The organism is Peribacillus sp. B-H-3 (genome assembly GCF_048572925.1).
Taxonomy (GTDB): Bacteria; Bacillota; Bacilli; order Bacillales; family DSM-1321; genus Peribacillus.
In genome coordinates, this window is sequence record NZ_CP183879.1 from 371,857 (window position 1) to 393,759 (window position 21,903).

Genomic DNA, 21,903 nt, shown 5'->3' on the forward strand with positions numbered 1-21,903 from the left:
AAGTATTCGACATCCATTTCGTCCTCATTCTTGCTCTTATGGTCTGTCTTTAAGAGGAAAAAAAGTGAAGCTAAATATGCTCCACTTTTTTTCCTCTTTCACTATACAACCATTCACTAACTATCTTATTTCTTCGTACTCCGTAGGTCAGTGAAGGGTGTTTAATTATTTATTATCAGAAATCATCAGAAATCTTATTACTTATAATACGGTTCTCCGTAACGAATCTAAATGAGGTTATAAAACCATAAATATATTTTATTTTTCATTTAAAGATCTACTTTACCACAGTCAAAATTAATACCTGTTTCATTTTATTTGCCATTTTTCAACGTTGAAGTCTTTTACTTTTGAGTAAATAATTTTGGTGTCTAAAAAAGTTTTAAAAATTCTTTTGCTGCTTTTGATAAGTAACTATTCTTCCTCCAAATTACTTTGGGTTCAGATATAAGGGTTTGATCCTTTAGCTGAATGACTCTCAATCCTCCCAATGAATGGAGGGATAATAACGAGAGCGGTAAGATTGTTGCACCAAACCCCGATGAAACGAGACCAAGTAACATAATTAAATCCTGACATTCGCACAGTATATTTGGTTCTAAATCTAACCGTTGAAATTCATTGACAATTTGTCCATACGCACCTAAACCATAGTTTGGTCGCAGAAGAATTAATGGCAAATCGATGATTTCCTCTAACCTGCATTGTTCTGATCCACTCCACGTCCATTTTTCAGGCAAAACAAGCACATATGGGTCACTTTCCAATGTCATTTGAGAGATACTTTTTTCTGTTATTGGACTATTTGTTATCGCAATCTCAATCTGACGTTTAGATAACATTTTTATGAGATGAATCGTTTCACCTTCCCATACTTTGAAAGTAAGACCAGGATTTTTCTCACGAATATCTACCACCTTGGAAAGAATTAAAGATGCACAATAAAGATTGGATCCAACAGATAAAATCCCACTGGCGTCTTTCCTCAATTCTTGAACTTCTACCATTGTTTCATCAAGTTTATTTAAAAGTTCTTTTGCTCGAAGAAGTAATCTTTCCCCCTCCAAGGTTAAATTAAGACTTTTGTTATCTCGATCAAATAAAATGACGCCTAGCTCTTCTTCCATTTGTTTGAGTTGTCTGCTCAAAGGGGGCTGGGCAATATTTAATTTCTTTGCAGCTGTCGTGATCTTACCTTCTTCTGCTATAGTGACAAAGTATTTTAACTGTCGAATATCCAAGATGAAACCTCCATCATACCTAAAAGATATAGTAAAAAGATAAAACAGATATTTTAAGTATTGATAAATTAAGTATACACTAAGGTGTAGTGTAATTCATAAGGTGAAGGGGAGTGACTTTGTTGTTCAAAAAAAATACCATACAATTTCCAAAGCTTTTATCGGTTGGGAATATATCGAATGGATTTGTGGCCTGGCTTTTTGGTTCAGCAGGACCATTATTAATTGTTTTACAAGCTGCTGCAAAAGGTCATTTATCTGGTAGCATAACCAGCTCATGGATTTTCGCCATTTATGGAATGGGTGGACTCCTAACGCTCATCGTCTCCTTATATTATGGGCAACCCATAGGCTATGCCTTTTCAATACCTGGAGCCATTCTTGTCGGCTCAAGCTTAACCCATTATTCTTTCAACCAAGTGGTTGGTGCCTATATTATAACCGGGATCCTTATTTTTCTTTTAGGATTAACTGGCCTTGTTACAAAATTGATGAAGGTTTTACCTATGCCAGTTATGATGGGGATGGTGTCAGGTGTCTTACTCCCTTTCGGAACTCAAATGATCGGCTCGGTTGTAAAAAATCCGTTACTCAACGGAATCCCGTTACTTGTCTTTCTTGCTCTTTCTTTTTTCTTACGATTTTCAAAAAAGTTTCCGCCTATATTAGGGGCGATCGTTGCAGCAATTCTTTGTCTTAAATTTTTGCCGAACGTATCGGTACAGCCTCTCCATATAGCAATGGGCATTCCCCATTTTATCATTCCATCATTTAGTTTTTCCGTTGTAGGGGAACTTGTCATTCCATTACTCTTAACGGTTATTGCCATTCAAAATGCCCAAGGGATTGCTATGTTAGAGACCCATGGCTATCGTCCACCGATCAATGCCATGACCAATTGGAGCGGAATCGGTACCATTATAAATGCTTTTTTTGGGGGCCACCCAGCCTGTATTGCAGGTCCCATGACGGGCTTACTTGTTAATAAAGATTCAGGCAAACTTGAACATAGGTATGTCGCTGCTATTGTATTAGGAGTATTATCCTGTTTATTAGCTCTATTCTCTCCAATAGCTTCGCAAATTCCATATGTCATTCCTGCCTCATTAATTCAATTACTAGGTGGCATCGCCATGATTAGTGTACTGGTTGACTCTTTGAAAATGAGTTTCTCTGGTCCATTCAAATCAGGCGCCCTCTTTTCCTTTATAATCACAATCTCCGGGATCTCTATACTCCATATTGGAGCGCCATTCTGGGGTCTGGTTGGGGGTACCTTGGCCACCGTATTCTTGGATAAACAAGATTTTAAATCTGAATCAAGTGACCCAAACAATGAAACTAAACTGAGTGAAGCTTCCTAACACAGTTTCTTTAGACCTCGGATACATCTCATGACAAAATAAATGACACCTAGACATAGTGCAGTCTAGGTGTCATTTATTTTTTTGTATAGAATAAAAACCTCAATTCTTATGATACGGTACCCCGTAATAAATCCTGCTATCCTTCAAGAAATTAAGGATATTCAACAATACCTTTAACCATAATGATTATCAGTAATTAAGAAATCATTGATTCAACAAAAAAGACGGTGAGATGATCACCGCCTTAAATGATTGTTTTATCTTTCTGTAAATGAAACAAAGGTAATCAACCTTTTGTTTTGTGGCCATTAGTTGTGATGCAAGTATTGCGGTGCAGACGTTGTTAATAGGACGCCACAAATTGCTATCCCAAATAATGACCTCTATTCATCTTAGATTTATTCAATTTAAGGTTTTAGAATGACTTTTATACAATTATCGTTCATTGTGTCAAAAACTTCGTATCCATGCTTTGCCTGGTCTAATGGGAGAACATGTGTAATTACATCACCAATATCAACCTTTCCTTCAGATATAAGATTGTAAAGAAAAGGCATATACGGAATAACTAGGGCCTGACCCGTTTTAATATCAACATTTCTTTGGAAAATGTCTCCTAATATATTACACAGGTAGATATTCAACCAGCTCGTCAGTTGTAGAAGAAAAGCTGCCTGTCACCTATCACACCGTAAACATTGTTATAAGTTATTCACTAACTTCTGAAACATTTTTAATAACGATTGTGAATCTTTCTGAGAACCATTGAACAGAATATAATAAAAGTTTCTCTCTCCATTTATGAAACAGCCTTTTGTTCTTGATGTGAATTTAATTCTATAGGGATTTGACAGGAATGCTTCTTTGAATCGGGTGAATTGCAGGTAGCATCAAAATCATGGATAGCATGTCCTTGACCAAGTATTTCATTTACCCTTCCATTCCCCTTCAACCCTAATCCTACGTAAATCACTTCCTAACCTACCTACTCGTTAATTGAAATTTCCTATAATATGCTAATTGGGCCAGTGCCTTCAGATGAAATTCGGCCAATTGTTGGACCAGCTTTCTCTTCCCGTATGCCAACCCAAACCATTTAAAAGATAGGCAAAATAATCCTCATCTCTCCGCCACCTGTTCTCTAAGCTAATTTGTGCAGTTCCTTTAAAGCCGTTTCCTAGCCCTGTCTAAAAGCAAGCATAAAATTTGATTTTGGGTTTAAAGGAAAGTAATATAGACATATCGCAAATTATCAATATCCTTTTGTTCGGTTAGTTTATACGTATTTCAAAATAGATTTCAGAAAGGGGCGGGCAGTGTTGAATCAGGAATCAAATATGATAAAAGACGAACAGGCAGTTGAAATTTTCAAGGCTCTGTCAAATCAAACAAGAGTAAATATTCTGCAAATGTTGAAAGAACCTGATAATAATTTTTCCCCGCAGGCCCATGTCATCAATGAAAAAGGCTTTGATGGCGGGGTTTGTGTTAGTGATATTCGAAGCAAAGTAGGACTATCACAGTCCACCACCTCCCAGTATTTGTCTATCCTATTGCAAAGCGGGCTGGTGGAAATGAAACGAATCGGACAATGGACTTATTATCGACGCAATGAAGAAACCATTAAACAGTTTGAAAAGTATATAGGCTTAAAAATATAACCTTTTAAGGAGGACCAAGAGTGAGTTTTCAAAATCATCGTGCCTATAACAGCATGTACCTAAAAGACAAAATGACACTCGGATTTATCCTCCCGACTGCCAGGATGTCTAAAAATCCGATTATGGAGAATCAGCTGGAGCTTGCCCGTAAAATTGAGGAATATGGCTTTGCTTCATTATGGCTCCGTGATATTACGATGCAGAATTTGAATATTGATGATAACGGCCAAAAGTACGATTTATGGATATATTTGACGTATCTTGCTGCCTATACGAAGCACATTGCGTTAGTGACAGGAAGTGTAGTTCTCCCTTTGCGCCACCCTGTCAGGGTAGCCAAGGAAGCTGCATCAATCGATCAATTGTTTCCAGGTCGATTGATTATGGGAGTGGCTTCAGGGGACAGGGAAAAAGACTTTACAGCTTTAGGGATATCTAAGCAAGAAAGCGGCCCGTTATTTAAAGAAAATTTCGAAATTCTCGATCAGCTGTTAAAAGAGGATCAGCCGACAATCCACAGCCACGCCGGGGTGATCGATGGTACAGATATGAGGTTAATCCCAAAGCCGGTATCTTCGATTCCAACCATGGTGACTGGATTTAGCAATCAGTCTATCAATTGGATAGCCAGGAATGGGGATGGGTGGCTTCAATACCCAAGAAGCATTATTCAACAGGCGCAGCTTATCCAGGATTATCGTGCTTTAACTGAAGTTCATGCTCCAGGAGTTTTTAAACCCTTCTCTCAAAGTTTGTTCATCAATTTATTGGAAAATCCCGATGAAATGCCTGTCCCCATACCCTTAGGCTATTCCGTAGGAAGAAACCGTTTAGTTGATCTACTTCATCAATTTCAAGCGATTGGTGTCAACCATTTGGCATTTGTTCTGTATTTTTCCAAGCGCCCTCCAGAGGAAGTAATCCAGGAACTTGGAGAGTTTGTTTTACCCTACTTTCCAGCCCATAAAGGTAGAGGCCAGCTTTAAAAATTGTATAAAAGGAGGAAGAATTATGACAAAAAAAATAGAACTTTCAGTACTAGATCCCTCCCCAATTGTCGAGGGAGGATCAGCCGAATCTTCCCTTCAAAACACGCTTGATCTAGCAAAGAAAACAGAACAGTGGGGATATAAACGGTTTTGGCTAGCTGAACATCATAATTGGGTAGGAATGGCGAGTTCAGCATCCCCGATCGTAATTGGACGAGTAGCCTCTGTCACTGAAAAAATGCGTATTGGATCAGGCGCAATGCTGCTTTCCCATTATTCTCCTTTTTCCGTGGCAGAGCAATTTGGAACATTAGAAACCTTCTTCCCTGGCCGGATCGACCTTGGGTTGGGGCGGGCACCTGGCACAGACCAATATACAGCAAATGTATTGCGGCAGCGGGTTGCTGGTGAACCTGAATTTGATGCCCGGCTTGAGGAGCTAATCGCATATCTTTATGGTACAGGAACAGCCACTAAGAATGGTTCATTTAGTTTTCACGCCATTCCCGGCGAAAAAACAAATGTGCCAATCTGGCTGTTAGGTTCAGGATTTTATAGTGCACAATTGGCTGGAATACTTGGGTTACCATTCTCTTTCGCGGGACATTTTGCTCCAGGTAACATGATGGAGGCCATAAAACTGTACCGGGATTATTTTCGTCCGTCTCAATTTTTGGAGGAGCCTTATGTACTGTTAGCCGTTCAAGTAGTGGCTGCTGATGAGAAACAGGAGGCACAAAGGCTTGCCACTTCGATGTATCAAAAATTTCTTTTGTTAACCCGCGGACAGCCCTCGCCCATTTTGCCTCCTGTTGATAATATGGACGAGCTTTGGAACGATAATGAACGCAGGGCGGTTGAAGAACAGCTTTTCACTTCCATCATCGGGGACCCTGCAGGTGTGAAGCAGCAGCTCCAGGAGTTAATAGAAAAGACTGACGCTGATGAAATTATGGCTCATACAGAGATTTTTGATCATAAGGCACGGCTGCGCTCTTATGAAATTTTGTCTCAGGCTGCAGTAAATTAGTCTAATAAAGGATGTATTTTCTGCAGATATTAAATCAGTTAAATTAATGTGATTTAGATTGAAGCAGTAAAAGAAGACAAAGAAAACAACCTATTAAAGAAAGAAGATGAGCATATGCCTGAAAATGATACAAAACAAATTACGGATATTCCATTCTCCGTCCTGGATCTCTCTCCAATTGCAGATGGAAGTACGCCGGCTGATTCTTTTCGCAATACTTTAGAGCTCGCCCGGCTCGCTGAAAAGCTGGGGTATAACCGATATTGGCTCGCTGAGCATCATAATATGCCATTTATCGCCAGCTCCGCAACATCGGTAGTCATTTCCCATGTTGCAGCAGGTACATCAAAAATCCGAGTAGGTTCAGGCGGCATTATGCTGCCGAATCATGCACCTCTTGTTATTGCTGAGCAATTTGGTACTCTGGAATCATTATATCCAGGACGTATTGATCTTGGCTTGGGCCGTGCACCAGGCACTGATCAGCTTACCGCACGTGCATTAAGACGTGACTTGAGAGGTTCAGGAGAAGATTTCCCTGAGCAGCTGGCTGAGCTCCGGAATTACTTTGACCCTTCCCTGGCACAAGGATATAGTCATGTTAAAGCAATTCCGGGTCAGGGATTAAACATACCTATTTGGCTGTTAGGTTCAAGCGGATACAGTGCCCAGCTGGCAGGAGAGCTTGGACTGCCGTTTGCATTTGCGAGCCATTTCTCGCCGGATAACACACTGCCGGCTATCCAGCTGTACCGCCGTTCTTTTAAGCCTTCTAAAGTACTGGACAAGCCGCATGCAATGGTAGGGCTAAACATCATTGCGGCCGATACAGATCAAGAAGCTGAGCGGCTCGCTACAACATTGCAGCAGCAGTTCTTGAATTTGATGCGCGGGAAGGAAGTCCCATTGCAGCCGCCAGTGGATAATATTAATGATATAGCGAGCGACTATGAAATAGCTGCCCTTAAGAATCAATTAGGAACTTCGATTGTCGGCAGTCCTCAAACCGTAAAAGAAAAGCTGGAAAAGTTTCTGGATGAAAGTCAAGCCGATGAAATCATGGCAATCGCCCAGGTTTATGATCAAAAGGCCCGCCTCCATTCCTATGAAATATTGGCAGAAATTACTCAGCTAAAATAGGTCAAAATTGGCAATCCTAATAGCAAGCTTTTAATGTATATCTAAAAATTTTTTGTTTAGAATATAAAAAAAGTGCCTGTCAAAGAAATTTTGTAGTCTATGTTATCCATTTGCTAATTAGTAACCCTTTAACAAAACTTGATGTATACAAAAGGAGAATAAAGATGAATCCAAAATATGAAGCTGCTTTTAAACCATTTACCTTCCGTTCTGGAGTTGAAATAAAGAACCGTATTGCAATGGCACCCATGACCAATACGGCGGCACATGAAAATGGTGAAGTATCAGACGAAGAAGTTACGTATTATCAAGAACGTGCCGGTGGTGTAGGAGCGGTAATCACCGCATGCACATACGTCACCAGGAATGGAAAAGGATTCCCGGGTGAATTTGGTGCAGATTCCGATTCCCTGATCCCTAGTTTAAGACGTGTGGCGACAGCTATACAGGAAAAAGGTTCAAAGGCGATTTTACAAATTTTTCACGGTGGCAGAATGTGCCCGCCTGAAGAATTGCTCGATCGTCAACCAATTGCTCCGAGTGCGGTAGCAGCGGAACGGGACGATGCCGTGGTACCTCGGGAAATGACAGCAGACGAAATCGATGAAATTATTAAAGCATTTGGTGAAGCAACCAGAAGAGCAATCGAAGCTGGGTATGATGGAGTTGAAATCCATGGTGCCAATACGTATTTGATTCAGCAATTCTTGTCTCCACACTCAAATCGCAGAACTGACAAGTGGGGTGGAACACTGGAAAAACGTATGTCTTTCCCGCTTGCTGTAGTTGATGCTGTTAAAAAAGCAGTTTCAGACCATGCAACCAAACCTTTTATCATCGGCTATCGGTTATCGCCTGAAGAAAGAGAGAATCCTGGCATCACCATGGAAGACACGTTGCAATTAGTGGACAAGTTAGCAGACCAGGACCTGGATTATCTCCATATTTCTGTCGGCGGCTTTTGGAAAGGATCAATCCGTGATGATAACGATCAGACATCCCGAGTTGTTATGATCCACGAACGTGTCGGCGATCGTGTTCCTGTGATGGGTGTTGGGATGCTGCGGACAGCCGATGAAGTGATGAAAGCATTTGAAACAGGTGTACCTTTAATCGCTTTAGGTAGGGAATTGATAATGGAACCTCAGTGGGTACAAAAAGTACAAGCCGGTGAAGAAGACAAAATCCGTACAACATTATCTAAAAAAGATCAAAAAGAACTGGCTATTTCTGATAAAATGTGGGAGTACTATACTAGCATCCCTGGCTGGCTTCCTATTGTATAAGGAGTTCACTTATCTCATTCCATCTCTGCTTCCATGAATTGTTCTACAAAAAATGGGAATCGTGATGATAATTGTCCTTGCTCAGCAAGTATAAGAATATAGCTTAAACTAAATAAGACAGAACATTTTAAAGGGAAACCATCTTAGTGGTTTCCCTTCTTTATTGAGTATTAGAGCAGAAAATCAGCCATAATTCATTTGTTTATGACTAGAAGTTATTGTTAATATATAATCAACAATAGACGCTTATAGAAAGGATTGGATCTAAAGTGAACCTGGGATTAAAAGATAAAACAGCACTCGTGACAGGCGGCAGTAAAGGTATTGGAAAAGCAATTGCCGTCGCGTTTGCCAAGGAAGGCACCAATGTTGTAATTTGTGGCCGTGGTGAAGAAGCATTAAAAGAAGCAGCAGCGGAAATTGAAAAGCTGGGAGGCAATGTGCTTGCCGTTCAGTCGGATTTAACGAAACAATCTGATGTGGAACATCTGGTCTCCTCTGCAATCGACCGCTTCAAATCAATCGATATACTCGTAAATAATGCAGGAATAGCCAGTGGATTTGATGATTTTGAAACATTGGATATAGAGGCCTGGCAGCATATATTTGATGTGAATGTATTTGGGACTGTCCGCGTAACCAAAGCAGTTATCCCTTTTATGAAAAAAGCCGGATTTGGACGCATCATTAATATTTCATCGGAATCAGGGCTTCAGCCTGATTCGTTTATGCCACATTATAATGCTTCAAAGGCAGCAATTATCAATTTTTCAAAGAGCTTATCAAAGGCGTATGCCGCACAGGGAATTCTGGTGAATACTGTGTCACCAGCATTTATCATGACACCAATGCTGGAAAATCTATTAAAAGATAATGCGAAGCAGCTGAATATAACCTATGAAGAAGCTACTCAACAATTTTTAAAGGAAAACCGTCCACATGTCGAAGTAAAACGGCCTGGAACAGTTGATGAAGCAGCGTCTGCTGTTGTTTATCTTGCTTCCAAACAGGCCTCCTTTATTAATGGTGTAAACCTTCGGGTAGATGGCGGTTCGGTTGCGAGTATATAAATTAAGCTAATTCTTAAGAAAAAAACTTAAACAAAAGCGGCTATCTTTTATCGATAGCCGCTTTTGTTTGTTTAGATTACACTTACCTGATTCCGCCCGTTTTCTTTAGATATGCATAAAGCTTTATCAGCCCGAGATAGTAAAGAATGCTTCCTGCCACCCTTTTTATATTCTGTAACACCAAAACTGCATGTGATGTTTCTTTGAATAGTCCTAGATAATAGTAAACATGCTTGGAGTTTACCGTTATTTATGATAGTTCTTTTCGTCTCATGTTAAAAACAGAGGCATTGTTGTAACTGCCCCTGTTGATTAATATATTGATATTTTCAAGAAGTCTTAAGAAACACGTTTGGTATGCACTCCCGCTGCGCGCTTTCCGATGCCAAACGCGTAATAGCTGATGGAAACAAGTGCGAGAAAAACAATTCCTACAACAAGCGATATGCGGGTATCCTTATTAAAACCCATTCCTATTAATATTAGAATCAGAAAAACGATTGTCAGGTAGTTTGATACAGGGGCAAAAGGCATTTTGAAAGGATGATTGTCCATTTTGTCCCCCTTCACTTTTCTGAATTGAATTTGGCTGATCAAAATGACAAACCACGGAATCATCCCCGGAAGTACACTGGCACTATATACATAGACGAATAAATTTTTTGGTGCAATATAACTTAAAATAATGCCCAATGCCAAACCAGCCAATACACCAATCGTGCTTAAAAGGGGTACCCCATTAGAAGACAGTTTTGTGAAGATTTTGGGTGCTTGTCCATTAACGCCCAATGTGTACAGCATTCGTCCTGCACTGTAAATCCCGCTGTTACACCCGGACATTGCCGAAGTGATGACAACAAAGTTAATAATTCCGGCTGCCGCTGTAATGCCAACTTTTGCAAAGGTTGCAACAAACGGGCTGCCAACTGAATGCAGCTGGTCCCATGGAAACACAGTCACAATCACAAATATTGCCCCTATGTAAAAAATTAAAATCCGCCAGATAATGCTCTGGGTTGCTTTTGTTAAGGTTTTTTGCGGATCTTCTGCTTCTCCGGCTGTAATCCCGATTAATTCGACACCTTGATATGCCCCAATAACAAGTGACAGAGCAAAAAAGAATCCTGTCCAGCCTCCTGTAAAGAAGCCGCCATGTTCCCAGAGGTTTGCGAATCCGGTTGGGGTTCCTCCATTGCCAAATCCAAAGAAAATGAGACCAAATCCGCCAACAATCATGATTAAAATAGTGGCAACTTTAATCAACGAAAACCAAAATTCAAACTCACCAAATGATTTAACGGAAATTAAATTTGCTGCCCCAAGAATTACAAAGGCAACTAAACCAGGAATCCAAGCAGGTAAATCTGGAAACCAATACTTCATGTAAGCCCCAACAGCTATAATCTCTGACATCCCGACAATCACCCATTGAAACCAGTTGCTCCATGCCGTTAAATACCCTGCCATAGGATGAATATACTTATAGCCGAATGTTGCAAAAGAGCCCGTACTTGGCTCCACATATAACATTTCTCCCATTGCCCGCATAATAAAAAAGATAAAAATCCCGGCAATCATATAGGCAAGCAGCACAGAAGGACCCGTCCATTGAATGGTTTTTGCTGAACCCATAAATAAGCCGACACCAATTGTACCGCCTAACGCAATCATCTGAATATGACGGGATTTTAAGCCTCTCTTTAATTCTTTCGTTGCCACTTTGACTCCCCCATTCCAAAAAATTGCTTTTTTTAACTTATCTGAATTATTATACAATTATAATACTACCACTCTAAAGATACAATTGTGTATTTCAGAAATACATCTATTTACCCAGCATTTTTAAAAATAGAGACAAAAGTATAAACACATTTTACATCTTGCAATAACTTTACTGTTATTATCTTCATTTGATTTCACTTACTAACTAAAGCAAATAATGACTTCATCTCGCTAAAAAACGCTCACCAAAGAAAAGATTTTGTTTTCTTAAAGATTGTTGTTTTTAATGAGTTCTGTGATGCGATCTCATATTAAATGAGGTGGATTGGAGCGCATGGTGCGAGACTCCTGGAAAGGAAAACAGCCTATATAATAAAAACAGCACCATCCACTAATTTGCGAAGGTGCTGTTTTTGTATACAAAAAAACTCAACTGCTTATGGTACTGTTTAAACGCTGACTGTAACGGCAAATTAAAGGCAATGACTTGCCTACCGTTACTTCATTGCAGAGATATTGAAGCCTCTTGTGATGAGCCAAACTGCCAGGATCATTTCATTGGCAAAGATCGGAAGCGCCAGGATCCCTCCCCATGCAGAAACTTGATCAATGACTCCAAACATTTCTAAAACGGCAGCTAGAAAAATGAGTACGGAACCTGACATACCTAATATTGAAATGAATCTAGGCACAAGTTTCGATTTATAAAAGATATAGCTATACATCATTGTGTTGATTCCCAGGAAGAAATTAGGCCCAAGTAAAAAGGTCCAGTCATGTACTGCTTTCAGCAAAATACCGGAAACTTGATAAGAGGCGAGATTTGAAGCTCCCGCGGCTATATAATGCTGGCTCAAGGTCAGCAGAGACAATACACTGATAACCCCGATCGTGATAATAATGGCCTCCATAAACCGGAAGCAAACATGCCATATAGCAATCGTTTTATTATATTTTTTCAAGAATGGGTACATAACGGTTGCAGTCCCGACCGCTGAAACAACAAGAACTAACTCCATAAGTGCACCAAGAACCACAAGATTAGAATGTGCGGGACCTTGAATTAAGTAGTCCGAATTTAACTACCGTTGGAAGAGGTATTCTTTTACGGAGACTATGCAGAAGAGGAGAGATGAGGAAATGGGTTTTTCAACGAGGACAGCATCAAGAATTGCAGGTGTTCTGTTTATTATAGCTGCTATTACAGCGATACTAGGTGATGTGATTGCCAACAAGAACTTTACCCATCTTAGACTCCTCTCCTGTAGTGATACAGTCTTGATAAAGAACCGGTTACGTCTGAAATAAATCCTGAAACGATTAAGACTAGAAACATTACCTTCAAGGTATGGTCGAGCACCAAGGAACCCATAGCCAGAAGAAAACCGGCGACAAATACGGCAAATGAATTCCGGAATGCTAACAGATCAATGCGCTGATCCAGTTCATCCGCGAATGAAGGTTCTTTTTCTCCTGTCATCATCCGGAAGACGATGTTGAAAATAATACTGATAACGATGTGAGCTGCGATGGAAACCAGCGTCAATATTAGTATGAATGATCCCCAGTAATGGAGCACTTCCCTTGAATTTGCTCCCCCGCCAGGATAATGCGGGTACCTGTACAAGCAGTACGCAGCAAAAATGAGAATGGAACTGATTAACGATGTAATGCTTTTCTTTTCTTGATAGGTCATGCACCATATCTCCCTCGAAGTAAAGAACTCTATACATAATGTAAAGTCAACTATTCTATACAAAAAAAACTATGACTTCCTTTCCAAGAAAAATTAGTAAGCGTAAACCATTCAGCAGCCCCGCTCGATATGGAACTCGCTGTAAAAGATTAATCAAATTAATAGTGCCATCTCCCTCACTATGGAGGGCTCTTAACTTTTGATGATTTTCAATGGAAGAGCAGTGAAGAAGCTCTGGAACAAAACTTTGAAGACATCAGAAGAAATCGCTGAGGTGTTTACTCTGCTGGTTATACAAAAGGAAGCACAGAATCCGTCCCTGTGCTTCCTTTATTTATACTGCGGTTTACCGCACCTATTCAAGCTGAGATTTTAAAAACTGTCAGCCTTTTAATTTTACAATTCTAAGTTAAATCGAAGCTGCTGAGGAAGAAGCCGATTGATCAGCCTTTACACAATCAATGGCTACAACAAGTGCAATAATGATGGTTTCTAACTCTTCATCAATTATTTGAACCTTATAGCTATCGCCCCAAGTGAACCACTCCTTGCTCACTTCACCTGCGAGTTTACCATGATGAAAAACTTGAAAATCCATATCCCACCAATTACCATGTACTTCGATGCCTTCTGCATCAATTGTGTAGCGTGCTTTTAAGAAGGAAAATTCCTTCTTTATGGTTATGACTTCCCTGCCATTCACATCAACGAAAAACTTTGGTAAAAAGCTGAACACCTTTTTTGTAATGAGTGCTACTTCGTCTCTTGCTGTATTCATAATGGAGAAAGTCTTTGGAACTTTCATAAAACTTCCCTCCACGTAATATATATCCTTTTCCTGCTGATCCTTTACTGTGAATTTCCCGCTAAGACTGAGTACCTTCTGCTTTATATAAAGCTGCCTCATACCATGCCTCCCAAGCTTAAGTTTTACATTACTTACGTTTGTAACGGGCATTCGTTTCATTTTATTCCTAAAACGCTAAATAATAACTAATTAAAAAAGCATCTTAAAAGAGCTGATGATCAAAAAAACCCCCTATAATGTCAGCAAATCAACAACCAAGCAACATTTGAGTTCTATTTGTTTAGCTATTAATTTTGGTCTACTTGTAATCATTTATTGGCCCAGAATCCATCAAAACTTCTACCGTATTGGAAGCACCCATCCTAAGTTTTGGCCTGAATTCAGAGTTCGGGGCACTATAAAGTTCCAATGGAGTTATCACAATGCCATCTTGCGTATTATGAAGAATTCCAGGCACACAGGTATAGATGCTATCATTGTTATTTGCATTTTTGGAGGATATCGTAACGGAGGTCCCTTTGTGATTATCTATACTCATGGACACTTTGTATCTGTAAAAGGATCCCGTTCCATTTGACTGAGCAGAGTAAACCACAGGAACAACAGCGAGAATATCATTATTTAACCTTAATTTAATAATCTCTGTCTTCATTGACCTATTATCTCTTCCCACATCTCCCATATGCTCAACCGCACCGTTGCCATAGCTTCTGAGGGGAGGAGTTCCTTGTGCCCCAAACATAGCAACATCTATCTGCTTGCCGTTCTTTGTATAAACTAAAGCATATATATCGTAATCGGTACCCGTCTTCCACGATACCGTAGCCGTAATTTCGGGCGTTTTTTCAATGATCACCGATTTTTGCCCTTTGTCTAGACTGATTTTACCTTTCACCTTTTCTAAGCTGATCGACGGAAGCATGTTTTTGTTTTCAGGAACTGCTGCAGCGGGAGCCTTGGACGGCTGCTGTTGAATAGTGTTAGGTTCAGAAGGCTTGTTTTGCTCATCTTCAACCTCAACACCAAAATGTTTACATAATCCATCAAGCCCTGAATCAAATCCGCGCCAAATGGATTTCGCCTTTGTCTGGCCATTTCTTACATATACCTCTAACGCAACAATCCCATTTTCATTTTTAAAACTGGATGGAACAAAATCGATAACAGTTCCCTCTGAACTTATTTGTGCCTTTAAGTTTTTTACATTAGCAAAGCCCGTGCTATTATCCTCCGTAAGAGTTATCGCTATTTTGGCAATACCTTGTGGAGCTTTACTCATGTCAAAATGAATTTTATGTACTTTTGTATGGCCTACTTCCTCCGTTGGCATAAGTGCCGCTACACCAGAGATAGTCGTTGGCTGATTATAAAAGATAACCCCGCTGTCTCCCTGTACCTTTTCTGAATCTGTTAAAAGAAAAGCTGTTAAGGAAATATCTATTAAATTAGACTTATCATAGCTGACAGTAACCGTACCTTTAGAGGAGCTTAACGATGTATTCGCTCCCATTTGAAGCAATTGGTTCATTTTACCCTCTCCCTATTCACCGATCCCTTAATCTGCTGATGGATCTCCATGTTTTTTTCTATAGTTACGATTAAATATCCTCTATCACACAAACATACATTTTCACCTTAACTCAACCACTTTAATCTCAAAATCCCTCAAATACTTCAATGTTTCCTCAATATCAATCTCATTTGCCACATGCATTTTCATACGGAGTTCTTCACTCAGATGCTCTGTATATTTTGTGAGAAAAAATTCATGTTTTAATACATGAGGTAGCAAATCTTCTGGTTTCCATTGAGTCTTTTTCATTTTTGCTATAATATCGATTAATCCTGCTGGCTTTTTTATTTGAATCCGTCCGACCCCGTCTTTTAGAGAAGCATCTACTCCATTAAAACGAAGCATCCAAATGAGGGTTTTTGTGATGGTTGTTCCTGTGAAAGTCTCAAATACGGCTTCGTCGCTTTCTAACCACACAACCCGCTGGTTTAATGTAATATTGCTATAAATATATTTTTTTCTTATATCGTTCAAGGTGAACACTGCTTTATCATCCACATAGTGATACTGTTTTGTTGAACAAAGGATTCCCATCATTCTTTCTCCAACTTTTTTATGGATATATCCTGGCGAACCAGTATAGGCCGGTCTTATACCACTCACAGCTTTGCTTACATATACTTTGTTCCGCTCGTAATCTATGTCCTTAATAGCCCAAAGTCTTCCGCCGAGAATGATATTGTCACCAATATTAATGATAAATGATTTATCCAGTCGTCCGATTTTTTTCGGACCCTCCATGACTTCAAATTCATCAGTAGTCATAAAGACAGAATAGAAGTCCTTGCTTCTTAAAAGCCGTTCTCCTTCAAGTCCAACGATAATATCGCCACTGCCCTTCACTACCTCTAGATATTCCGTATTGATCATATGCTCGATAAGTTCCTGAACATCTTCCTCACTTAAAACATGAAAGATATGATTCTCTTTTATTTTCCCCAATAATACTCTGTAACCTACTCCATTGAACTCGTGACAAATGGAAAGCAGCTGCTGGAACAGGACATCAAATGGCATTCTATATCCTTTTGAAGGTTCGACCCATTTGTCAATCACTAGCTCCATCACAGCCAGAGATTGAATTAAACTATCATCGGTGGTGGAGTATAATTGTAGTATTTGATCCGCATCAAGTTTCCGGCCAGACCTTCCCAGCCTTTGCTTTAGTGATGAGACAGAAAACGTGCTATCGATTTGGATAACGACTTCAATGTTTCCAATATCGATTCCTAATTCAAGTGAGCTCGTTGCCACAACACTTTTTGGAAGAGTTGATTCACTCATTACTTTTTCAACATATTCACGCTCTTTCTTATCGATTGATGAATGGTGAGGAAAATAAGTTTCACTCAATCCTTCTCTTTCTGCCAGGCGATTAAGCCCAACTGTCGTTTCTTCAACCTGCCCTCTATTATTGCAAAAAATAATCGATTTCTGATGGCGCGTTAAATCTCTTAAATCCTCTAAAAGCTCCATTGGAAGGCTGCTTGTTTCAATTGGTATATGCATTAAATGAAAAAGTAAACTCTTGTCGGTTCCTTTTACCTCAATAATTTCTACATTATCGGGATGGCTAAAGTTAACCCATTTTTTTACTAGGTCAAAATTATCAATAGTTGCAGAAAGCCCAACTAACCGAGCCTGAACCTTAGTATATCTTGAAAGACGAGAAAGCAAGGAGCGCAAATGAACACCGCGAGCATTATCAAAAAAAGAGTGTATTTCATCAATTACAATGAATTGTACATCTTGAAATGTTGCTTTCAAAAGGTTTGAACGGTTTACAAACAAACTTTCAATTGATTCAGGAGTAATTTGCAGGATGCCAGTTGGATTTTCCAAAAATTTTTTCTTTTTGCTTTGACTTACATCTCCATGCCATCGATGAATCGCAATATCGCTGAACTCACAAAGCTTTTCAATACGACCGAATTGATTATTAATCAATGCCTTTAATGGCGATATATAAATGATCTTCAAAGAATGTACGGCATCTTTTTCAACAAGCGAGAGAATAGGTAATAAAGCAGCTTCTGTTTTACCAGAAGCTGTCGCAGATGAAATGATAATATCCTTTGTCGTTTGCATAATAAGCGGAATTGATTTCTCCTGAATCGGAGTAAGCTGATCCCATTTCATATCCCATATCTTCTTTTTCATATTTGTCGATAAAAGGTCAAAAGAACTCATGTTATTAACCCTCCAGTCTTGAGAAACGACTGTTCACTTGTCCAGAGGCAGCTTTCACACCTCTATCCTCAAAAATTTCTGCACGGTTGTAATGCGGATTTTGATAGATAATGTTTACTGCACCCAAAAATCCTCGGACAACCTCTCCGACCGTTAAATTTTCCAATGCACCTGGCCTTGCATATTCTTTTTGAATAAATTGCATTATCTCCTCATTAGTTACCGTACTTTGGTAATTATAATGAATAGCATGTATGTCTCTTAGCTTCTGCAGCAATACATATGTTTCTTCATGCCTTAACTGCTTTAATTTAATGACAGGCTGAGATAAATCCCTGAATTCATTCGTTTCAAAACGATTCGTTTCAAGCCTTCTTTTCAATGCCCCGTAACTGAATAAACCTCGTCGCTCATCTTCAAGGAATTCCAGCGTTCCTCCGAATGAGATATAAAGTCCTTCCATATTTCCCTGCAAGGTGTCATTATATATTTTTAAAATTGTTTCATAGTTTTTCTCTCTTGCTTGGGAATGTGTGATTTTATACAAATTGATGGCTTCATCAAAGTTCACCACCAAACCAGCATATCCAATCTGCCGAACAAATTGAGAGACGATTTTTATATAATTATAATAGTTATCATCAGTGATAACATCCCTTACCCCTAAATCAGCCCGTGCTTCTGTCTTTGTCCGATATTCTCCCCTCACCCATCTTAACGCTTTGCGCTGCAGTTCTTGGTCGCCCTCGATAAAGCCATAGTAATACTGAGTTAAGATGCGGGCAAAATCGTATCCACCTGTAAATTCATCCATCTTTGATACAACCCTAGTAATCTCTAATTCCACATCAGTAACAAATTTTGGGTTATCCAACTCAACTGATTTATATCCTCTCATCTGTACGACTTGCTCCTGTACTTTCGTGATCCACATATCAAGGATTGTACTCAACGCACCTCCTTGCGGTACGGTAGAAATTGAGAGATTCTTCATTAACTCTGTATAAATTGCCACTGCCTTGTTGTCGTTACCATACAATCTACGTTCTGGTGTAAAATCTGCTTTTGTTACTACAAACTTCTCTTTAAGAGCAATTTGCTGAATCAATGCTTGAATAAAACTTTTACCGCTCCCAAAAGACCCGATAAAAAACTTTACAACGGATGAACCCTTCTTAACCTCTTCTAGATCCTTAAGAATTTGCGTAGCTTCTTGCGCCCTGCCAACTAATATATATTGAAGTCCCCTGCTCGGAACTACCCCGCCCGAAAGAGAATTTAAAATCGCTGTAGAATCTCGTCTTTTAATATTCATTTCCGACCCTCTCCTTTATATCTCCAATAACAGTTTCAAATTCTTCGAATACGGCAATGGATTCTCCTCTCTCCTGTAATAGATTGTCTCCAAGGTGCTTACTTGCCTTCTCATTTATAGCATTCAAAAATGTTGCTGGCATCACACCTCGTTGCCGTAAAAACTGATTAGCGTCTTGAAGCTGTATTTTCCCATTTACCATTAACTTTAAGAAAGATACTTCGGTATCAGTTAAGGAATGAATAAATTTCTCCATATCTTCTTCATCAGCATCATCAATTAAGTTTAAGTTTGGATTAAACTCTTCTGTTTGAGCCGCTGAGCTGTTTGTCCGGACACCTTGTTCATCAAAAAGATCTACAAGATTTGTACTCTGCTTTGATAACTCTTCAATTCTGCCCTGGTCAAACTGTACCACCGATGAACGTTTTAACAAAACGTGTTCTGTTGGCTGCTTTGGTATTACCTCACCTTTTCCCGTTTCCTCTCTCTCATGAACGACCTGGAAACGGTCATTCGGTGACGATGATCCTAAAGTTTCTTCCTGTGAAGCCACATTCTCTGCTTCAATGACCTCCACACCATATTCATTACACAAATCTGAAAGCCCACCATAAAAACCGGCTCCTACTGCATGAAATTTCCATTCCCCCGAATACCTATACAGAGTTCCCACAACAATCGCACTTTCCTTTGTGAAATCATAACTAATTGGAAAAACAGCTACTTCTTCTTGTAATCTACTGTTTATGATCCTAAGCTTAATTTCCGATACATCTGCAAATGTAAATCCTTTTGTTTCTGACTCATATATAGTTAAAGTAAATGAAATCTTATGGACTTCCTCTACAACCTCCGAAAGATTAATGATAAAGCGCTGTTTCTCAATCGTTGACAACGAATCCTCTAACCGGACAGATCCATTGCTGGAACTAGTTTGTCCATAGAAAACAAAATCCTCTTCCCTGACAATTTTCTCATCCTCCCCGAGCAAAAATGCAGAAACATCAATATCAAAATGATTGGATGTTTGCCAGTCCAATCCAACATGCAAGTAATTTAAGTTTTCTACATTTTTGGTGATATCAACCTTTTGACCTTTTACCAAAGTTACACTCATGGATTCATTGCTCCTTTCATTATTTAAGAATTTTATTTCTCTCTATAATTTTTTATTTACTGGATTATTCTTACTTTTATTATGCATTAAACCCTTGTCATAAGCACGAATTTTACCTAATTTAGGATAATGTTCATTAAGCAGCTCTAGGATTTTTTATACAATCAGTTGTAAGATCATAGCACGAAAAAGTGTATGCTCTAGTAAAAAAACAAGATATTACTGAAGTTTTTCGTACACACTTAGAAACAGCAGTCAATACGCTGATGTCGACGGATTTTGTATTAGAAACAACACTCGAAATTTCATTCGAAATTAATTCACCAATGACGTCCAGCAGTGAACTTAAGGTTATATCTTCCATACTATTAACACCTCATTCACATCTATTTAATACTAAATTTCAATGATGCTTAGTAAGGTTAATAGTAATTGTTTTAAGCCATTACTAGTAACGGGTATACTAATAGGGAAAGGATGTGGTTGATTATGAATACAATGAAGGCGGTAGGATTAACTCGTTACCTTCCAATTGACAATCCCCAAAGCCTGGTGGACGTAGTTGTAGAAAAACCAAAAGCAACGGGTCGGGACATTTTGGTCAAAGTTGCGGCCATATCAGTCAATCCTGTTGATACAAAGGTACGGGCTCCTAAGGAAAGAGTTGAGGAAGTTCCTAAAATTCTAGGTTGGGATGTAGCAGGAGTCGTCGAAGAGACAGGACCGGACTGTTCATTGTTTCGTCCGGGAGATGAAGTTTTTTATGCTGGCAGTATTGCACGACAAGGCGGAAACAGTGAATACCATCTGGTCGATGAACGAATCGTTGGGCGCAAACCTGTTTCCTTAAGTTTTGTGGAAGCCGCAGCTCTTCCCCTAACCTCCATTACAGCTTGGGAAGCGTTATTTACCCGAATGTCTATTTCCCAAGATCCGGGCCCTAACAAAGGAAAGGCTCTGCTGATCATTGGCGCAGCCGGGGGTGTGGGTTCCATTGCCACTCAGCTTGCAAAACAAGCGGGGCTTACTGTAATCGGGACTGCTTCCCGACCGGAAACTGTTAGCTGGGTCAAATCAATGGGCGCGGACTATACCATTAATCACCATGACCCGCTCCTTCCACAACTTCAAGCAATTGGATTTACAAACGTTCCGTACATTTTTTGCCTGAATGCTTTGGAAAAACACTGGGCCGGTATTAGCGAAGCTATTTCTCCACAAGGAGTTGTGTGCGCAATTGATGATCCAACCTCTCCACTGGACCTCAAATTGCTTAAGCAAAAAAGCGTCACCTTCGTGTGGGAGTTTATGTTCACTCGCCCTGTTTATGAAACAGATGATATGATTGAGCAGCATCTATTGCTTAATCGTATTGCTGATGCTGTGGACCATCAAAAATTAAAGACAACACTGGCCGAAGTCCTTGGACCGATCTCAGCAGAAAATCTCCGTCAAGCCCACAAATTTTTGGAGAGCAATAGGTCGATTGGTAAAATTGTACTAGAAGGTTTTGTTTAAAAACCTGTTTGCAGAGAGTATAAAAAACAATGAGGTTTCCCGATAAATCGGTGATTCGATAATTGCAATTGGATATAAATATAAAGCCGACTGCTGATCGCAGCCGGCTTTAATTACACAAAGAAATTTTCTTTGATTGGTTCTTTATAAATAGATTAAGTGTTTTTCAATGTTTAG

The 21,903-nt window shown here is 39.5% G+C and carries 18 protein-coding genes and 2 pseudogenes; 8 read left to right on the forward strand and 12 right to left on the reverse strand.

What is annotated here, in order from left to right; genetic code table 11:
* Window positions 1-371: 371 nt before the first annotated feature.
* Window positions 372-1,241, reverse strand: coding sequence for a LysR family transcriptional regulator (locus ACN6MY_RS01655; RefSeq protein WP_101591484.1), 870 nt, complete (start codon window positions 1,239-1,241; stop codon window positions 372-374).
* A gap of 122 nt (window positions 1,242-1,363) precedes the next feature.
* Between ACN6MY_RS01655 and ACN6MY_RS01660 the strand changes: the two genes are divergently transcribed.
* The gene (locus ACN6MY_RS01660; protein ID WP_419882541.1) at window positions 1,364-2,605 is read left to right on the forward strand and encodes a benzoate/H(+) symporter BenE family transporter; all 1,242 of its coding nucleotides are present in this window, start codon (window positions 1,364-1,366) and stop codon (window positions 2,603-2,605) included.
* 410 nt (window positions 2,606-3,015) lie between these two features.
* Here ACN6MY_RS01660 and ACN6MY_RS01665 read toward each other — a convergent pair.
* Window positions 3,016-3,228, reverse strand: a pseudogene (locus ACN6MY_RS01665) (glutathione-dependent formaldehyde dehydrogenase); the annotation flags it as partial.
* Window positions 3,229-3,945: 717 nt separating this feature from the next.
* Between ACN6MY_RS01665 and ACN6MY_RS01670 the strand changes: the two are divergent.
* From ACN6MY_RS01670 to ACN6MY_RS01695, 6 genes are all read left to right on the forward strand, one after another.
* Complete coding sequence (locus ACN6MY_RS01670; protein ID WP_419884043.1) at window positions 3,946-4,269, forward strand: ArsR/SmtB family transcription factor; 324 nt, start codon at window positions 3,946-3,948, stop codon at window positions 4,267-4,269.
* Between the two features lie 20 nt (window positions 4,270-4,289).
* The gene (locus tag ACN6MY_RS01675; RefSeq protein ID WP_419882542.1) at window positions 4,290-5,255 is read left to right on the forward strand and encodes a TIGR03571 family LLM class oxidoreductase; all 966 of its coding nucleotides are present in this window, start codon (window positions 4,290-4,292) and stop codon (window positions 5,253-5,255) included.
* Between the two features lie 25 nt (window positions 5,256-5,280).
* Entirely contained in the window at window positions 5,281-6,288 is a 1,008-nt protein-coding gene (locus ACN6MY_RS01680) for an LLM class flavin-dependent oxidoreductase (protein WP_419882543.1), read from the forward strand.
* A gap of 114 nt (window positions 6,289-6,402) precedes the next feature.
* Window positions 6,403-7,428, forward strand: coding sequence for an LLM class flavin-dependent oxidoreductase (locus ACN6MY_RS01685; protein ID WP_419882544.1), 1,026 nt, complete (start codon window positions 6,403-6,405; stop codon window positions 7,426-7,428).
* Window positions 7,429-7,592: 164 nt separating this feature from the next.
* On the forward strand, window positions 7,593-8,714 hold the full coding sequence (locus ACN6MY_RS01690; RefSeq protein ID WP_419882545.1) for an NADH-dependent flavin oxidoreductase: 1,122 nt from the start codon (window positions 7,593-7,595) through the stop codon (window positions 8,712-8,714).
* Window positions 8,715-8,983: 269 nt separating this feature from the next.
* Window positions 8,984-9,784: an SDR family NAD(P)-dependent oxidoreductase gene (locus ACN6MY_RS01695; RefSeq protein WP_419882546.1), complete on the forward strand. Its 801-nt coding sequence runs from the start codon at window positions 8,984-8,986 to the stop codon at window positions 9,782-9,784.
* Between the two features lie 71 nt (window positions 9,785-9,855).
* Here ACN6MY_RS01695 and ACN6MY_RS01700 read toward each other — a convergent pair whose 3' ends face one another.
* The 10 genes and pseudogenes from ACN6MY_RS01700 to ACN6MY_RS01745 form a co-directional block, all read right to left on the reverse strand.
* Window positions 9,856-10,041, reverse strand: coding sequence for a diguanylate cyclase domain-containing protein (locus tag ACN6MY_RS01700; RefSeq protein WP_419884044.1), 186 nt, complete (start codon window positions 10,039-10,041; stop codon window positions 9,856-9,858).
* 82 nt (window positions 10,042-10,123) lie between these two features.
* Window positions 10,124-11,455, reverse strand: a complete 1,332-nt coding sequence (locus ACN6MY_RS01705) for an amino acid permease (RefSeq protein ID WP_419884045.1) — start codon at window positions 11,453-11,455, stop codon at window positions 10,124-10,126.
* A gap of 548 nt (window positions 11,456-12,003) precedes the next feature.
* Window positions 12,004-12,525, reverse strand: coding sequence for a DUF4386 domain-containing protein (locus ACN6MY_RS01710; RefSeq protein ID WP_419882547.1), 522 nt, complete (start codon window positions 12,523-12,525; stop codon window positions 12,004-12,006).
* Window positions 12,526-12,755: 230 nt separating this feature from the next.
* The gene (locus ACN6MY_RS01715) at window positions 12,756-13,202 is read right to left on the reverse strand and encodes a hypothetical protein (RefSeq protein WP_419882548.1); all 447 of its coding nucleotides are present in this window, start codon (window positions 13,200-13,202) and stop codon (window positions 12,756-12,758) included.
* Window positions 13,203-13,611: 409 nt separating this feature from the next.
* Entirely contained in the window at window positions 13,612-14,109 is a 498-nt protein-coding gene (locus ACN6MY_RS01720; protein WP_419882549.1) for an LURP-one-related/scramblase family protein, read from the reverse strand.
* Between the two features lie 199 nt (window positions 14,110-14,308).
* Complete coding sequence (locus ACN6MY_RS01725) at window positions 14,309-15,538, reverse strand: TerD family protein (RefSeq protein ID WP_419882550.1); 1,230 nt, start codon at window positions 15,536-15,538, stop codon at window positions 14,309-14,311.
* A gap of 102 nt (window positions 15,539-15,640) precedes the next feature.
* Entirely contained in the window at window positions 15,641-17,773 is a 2,133-nt protein-coding gene (locus tag ACN6MY_RS01730; RefSeq protein ID WP_419882551.1) for a DEAD/DEAH box helicase, read from the reverse strand.
* Between the two features lie 4 nt (window positions 17,774-17,777).
* Window positions 17,778-19,088 (reverse strand): ATP-binding protein, encoded by a 1,311-nt coding sequence (locus ACN6MY_RS01735; RefSeq protein ID WP_419882552.1) that lies wholly within the window; start codon window positions 19,086-19,088, stop codon window positions 17,778-17,780.
* Window positions 19,078-20,208: a TerD family protein gene (locus ACN6MY_RS01740; RefSeq protein WP_419882553.1), complete on the reverse strand. Its 1,131-nt coding sequence runs from the start codon at window positions 20,206-20,208 to the stop codon at window positions 19,078-19,080. Before ACN6MY_RS01740 ends, ACN6MY_RS01735 begins: the two co-directional genes overlap by 11 nt.
* A 277-nt stretch (window positions 20,209-20,485) precedes the next feature.
* Window positions 20,486-20,572: pseudogene (locus ACN6MY_RS01745) on the reverse strand (LytTR family transcriptional regulator); the annotation flags it as partial.
* 125 nt (window positions 20,573-20,697) lie between these two features.
* Between ACN6MY_RS01745 and ACN6MY_RS01750 the strand changes: the two are divergent.
* A complete protein-coding gene (locus ACN6MY_RS01750; protein ID WP_419882554.1) occupies window positions 20,698-21,726 on the forward strand; it encodes a zinc-binding alcohol dehydrogenase family protein in 1,029 nt (342 codons plus the stop codon).
* The last annotated feature ends 177 nt before the right edge of the window (window positions 21,727-21,903 follow it).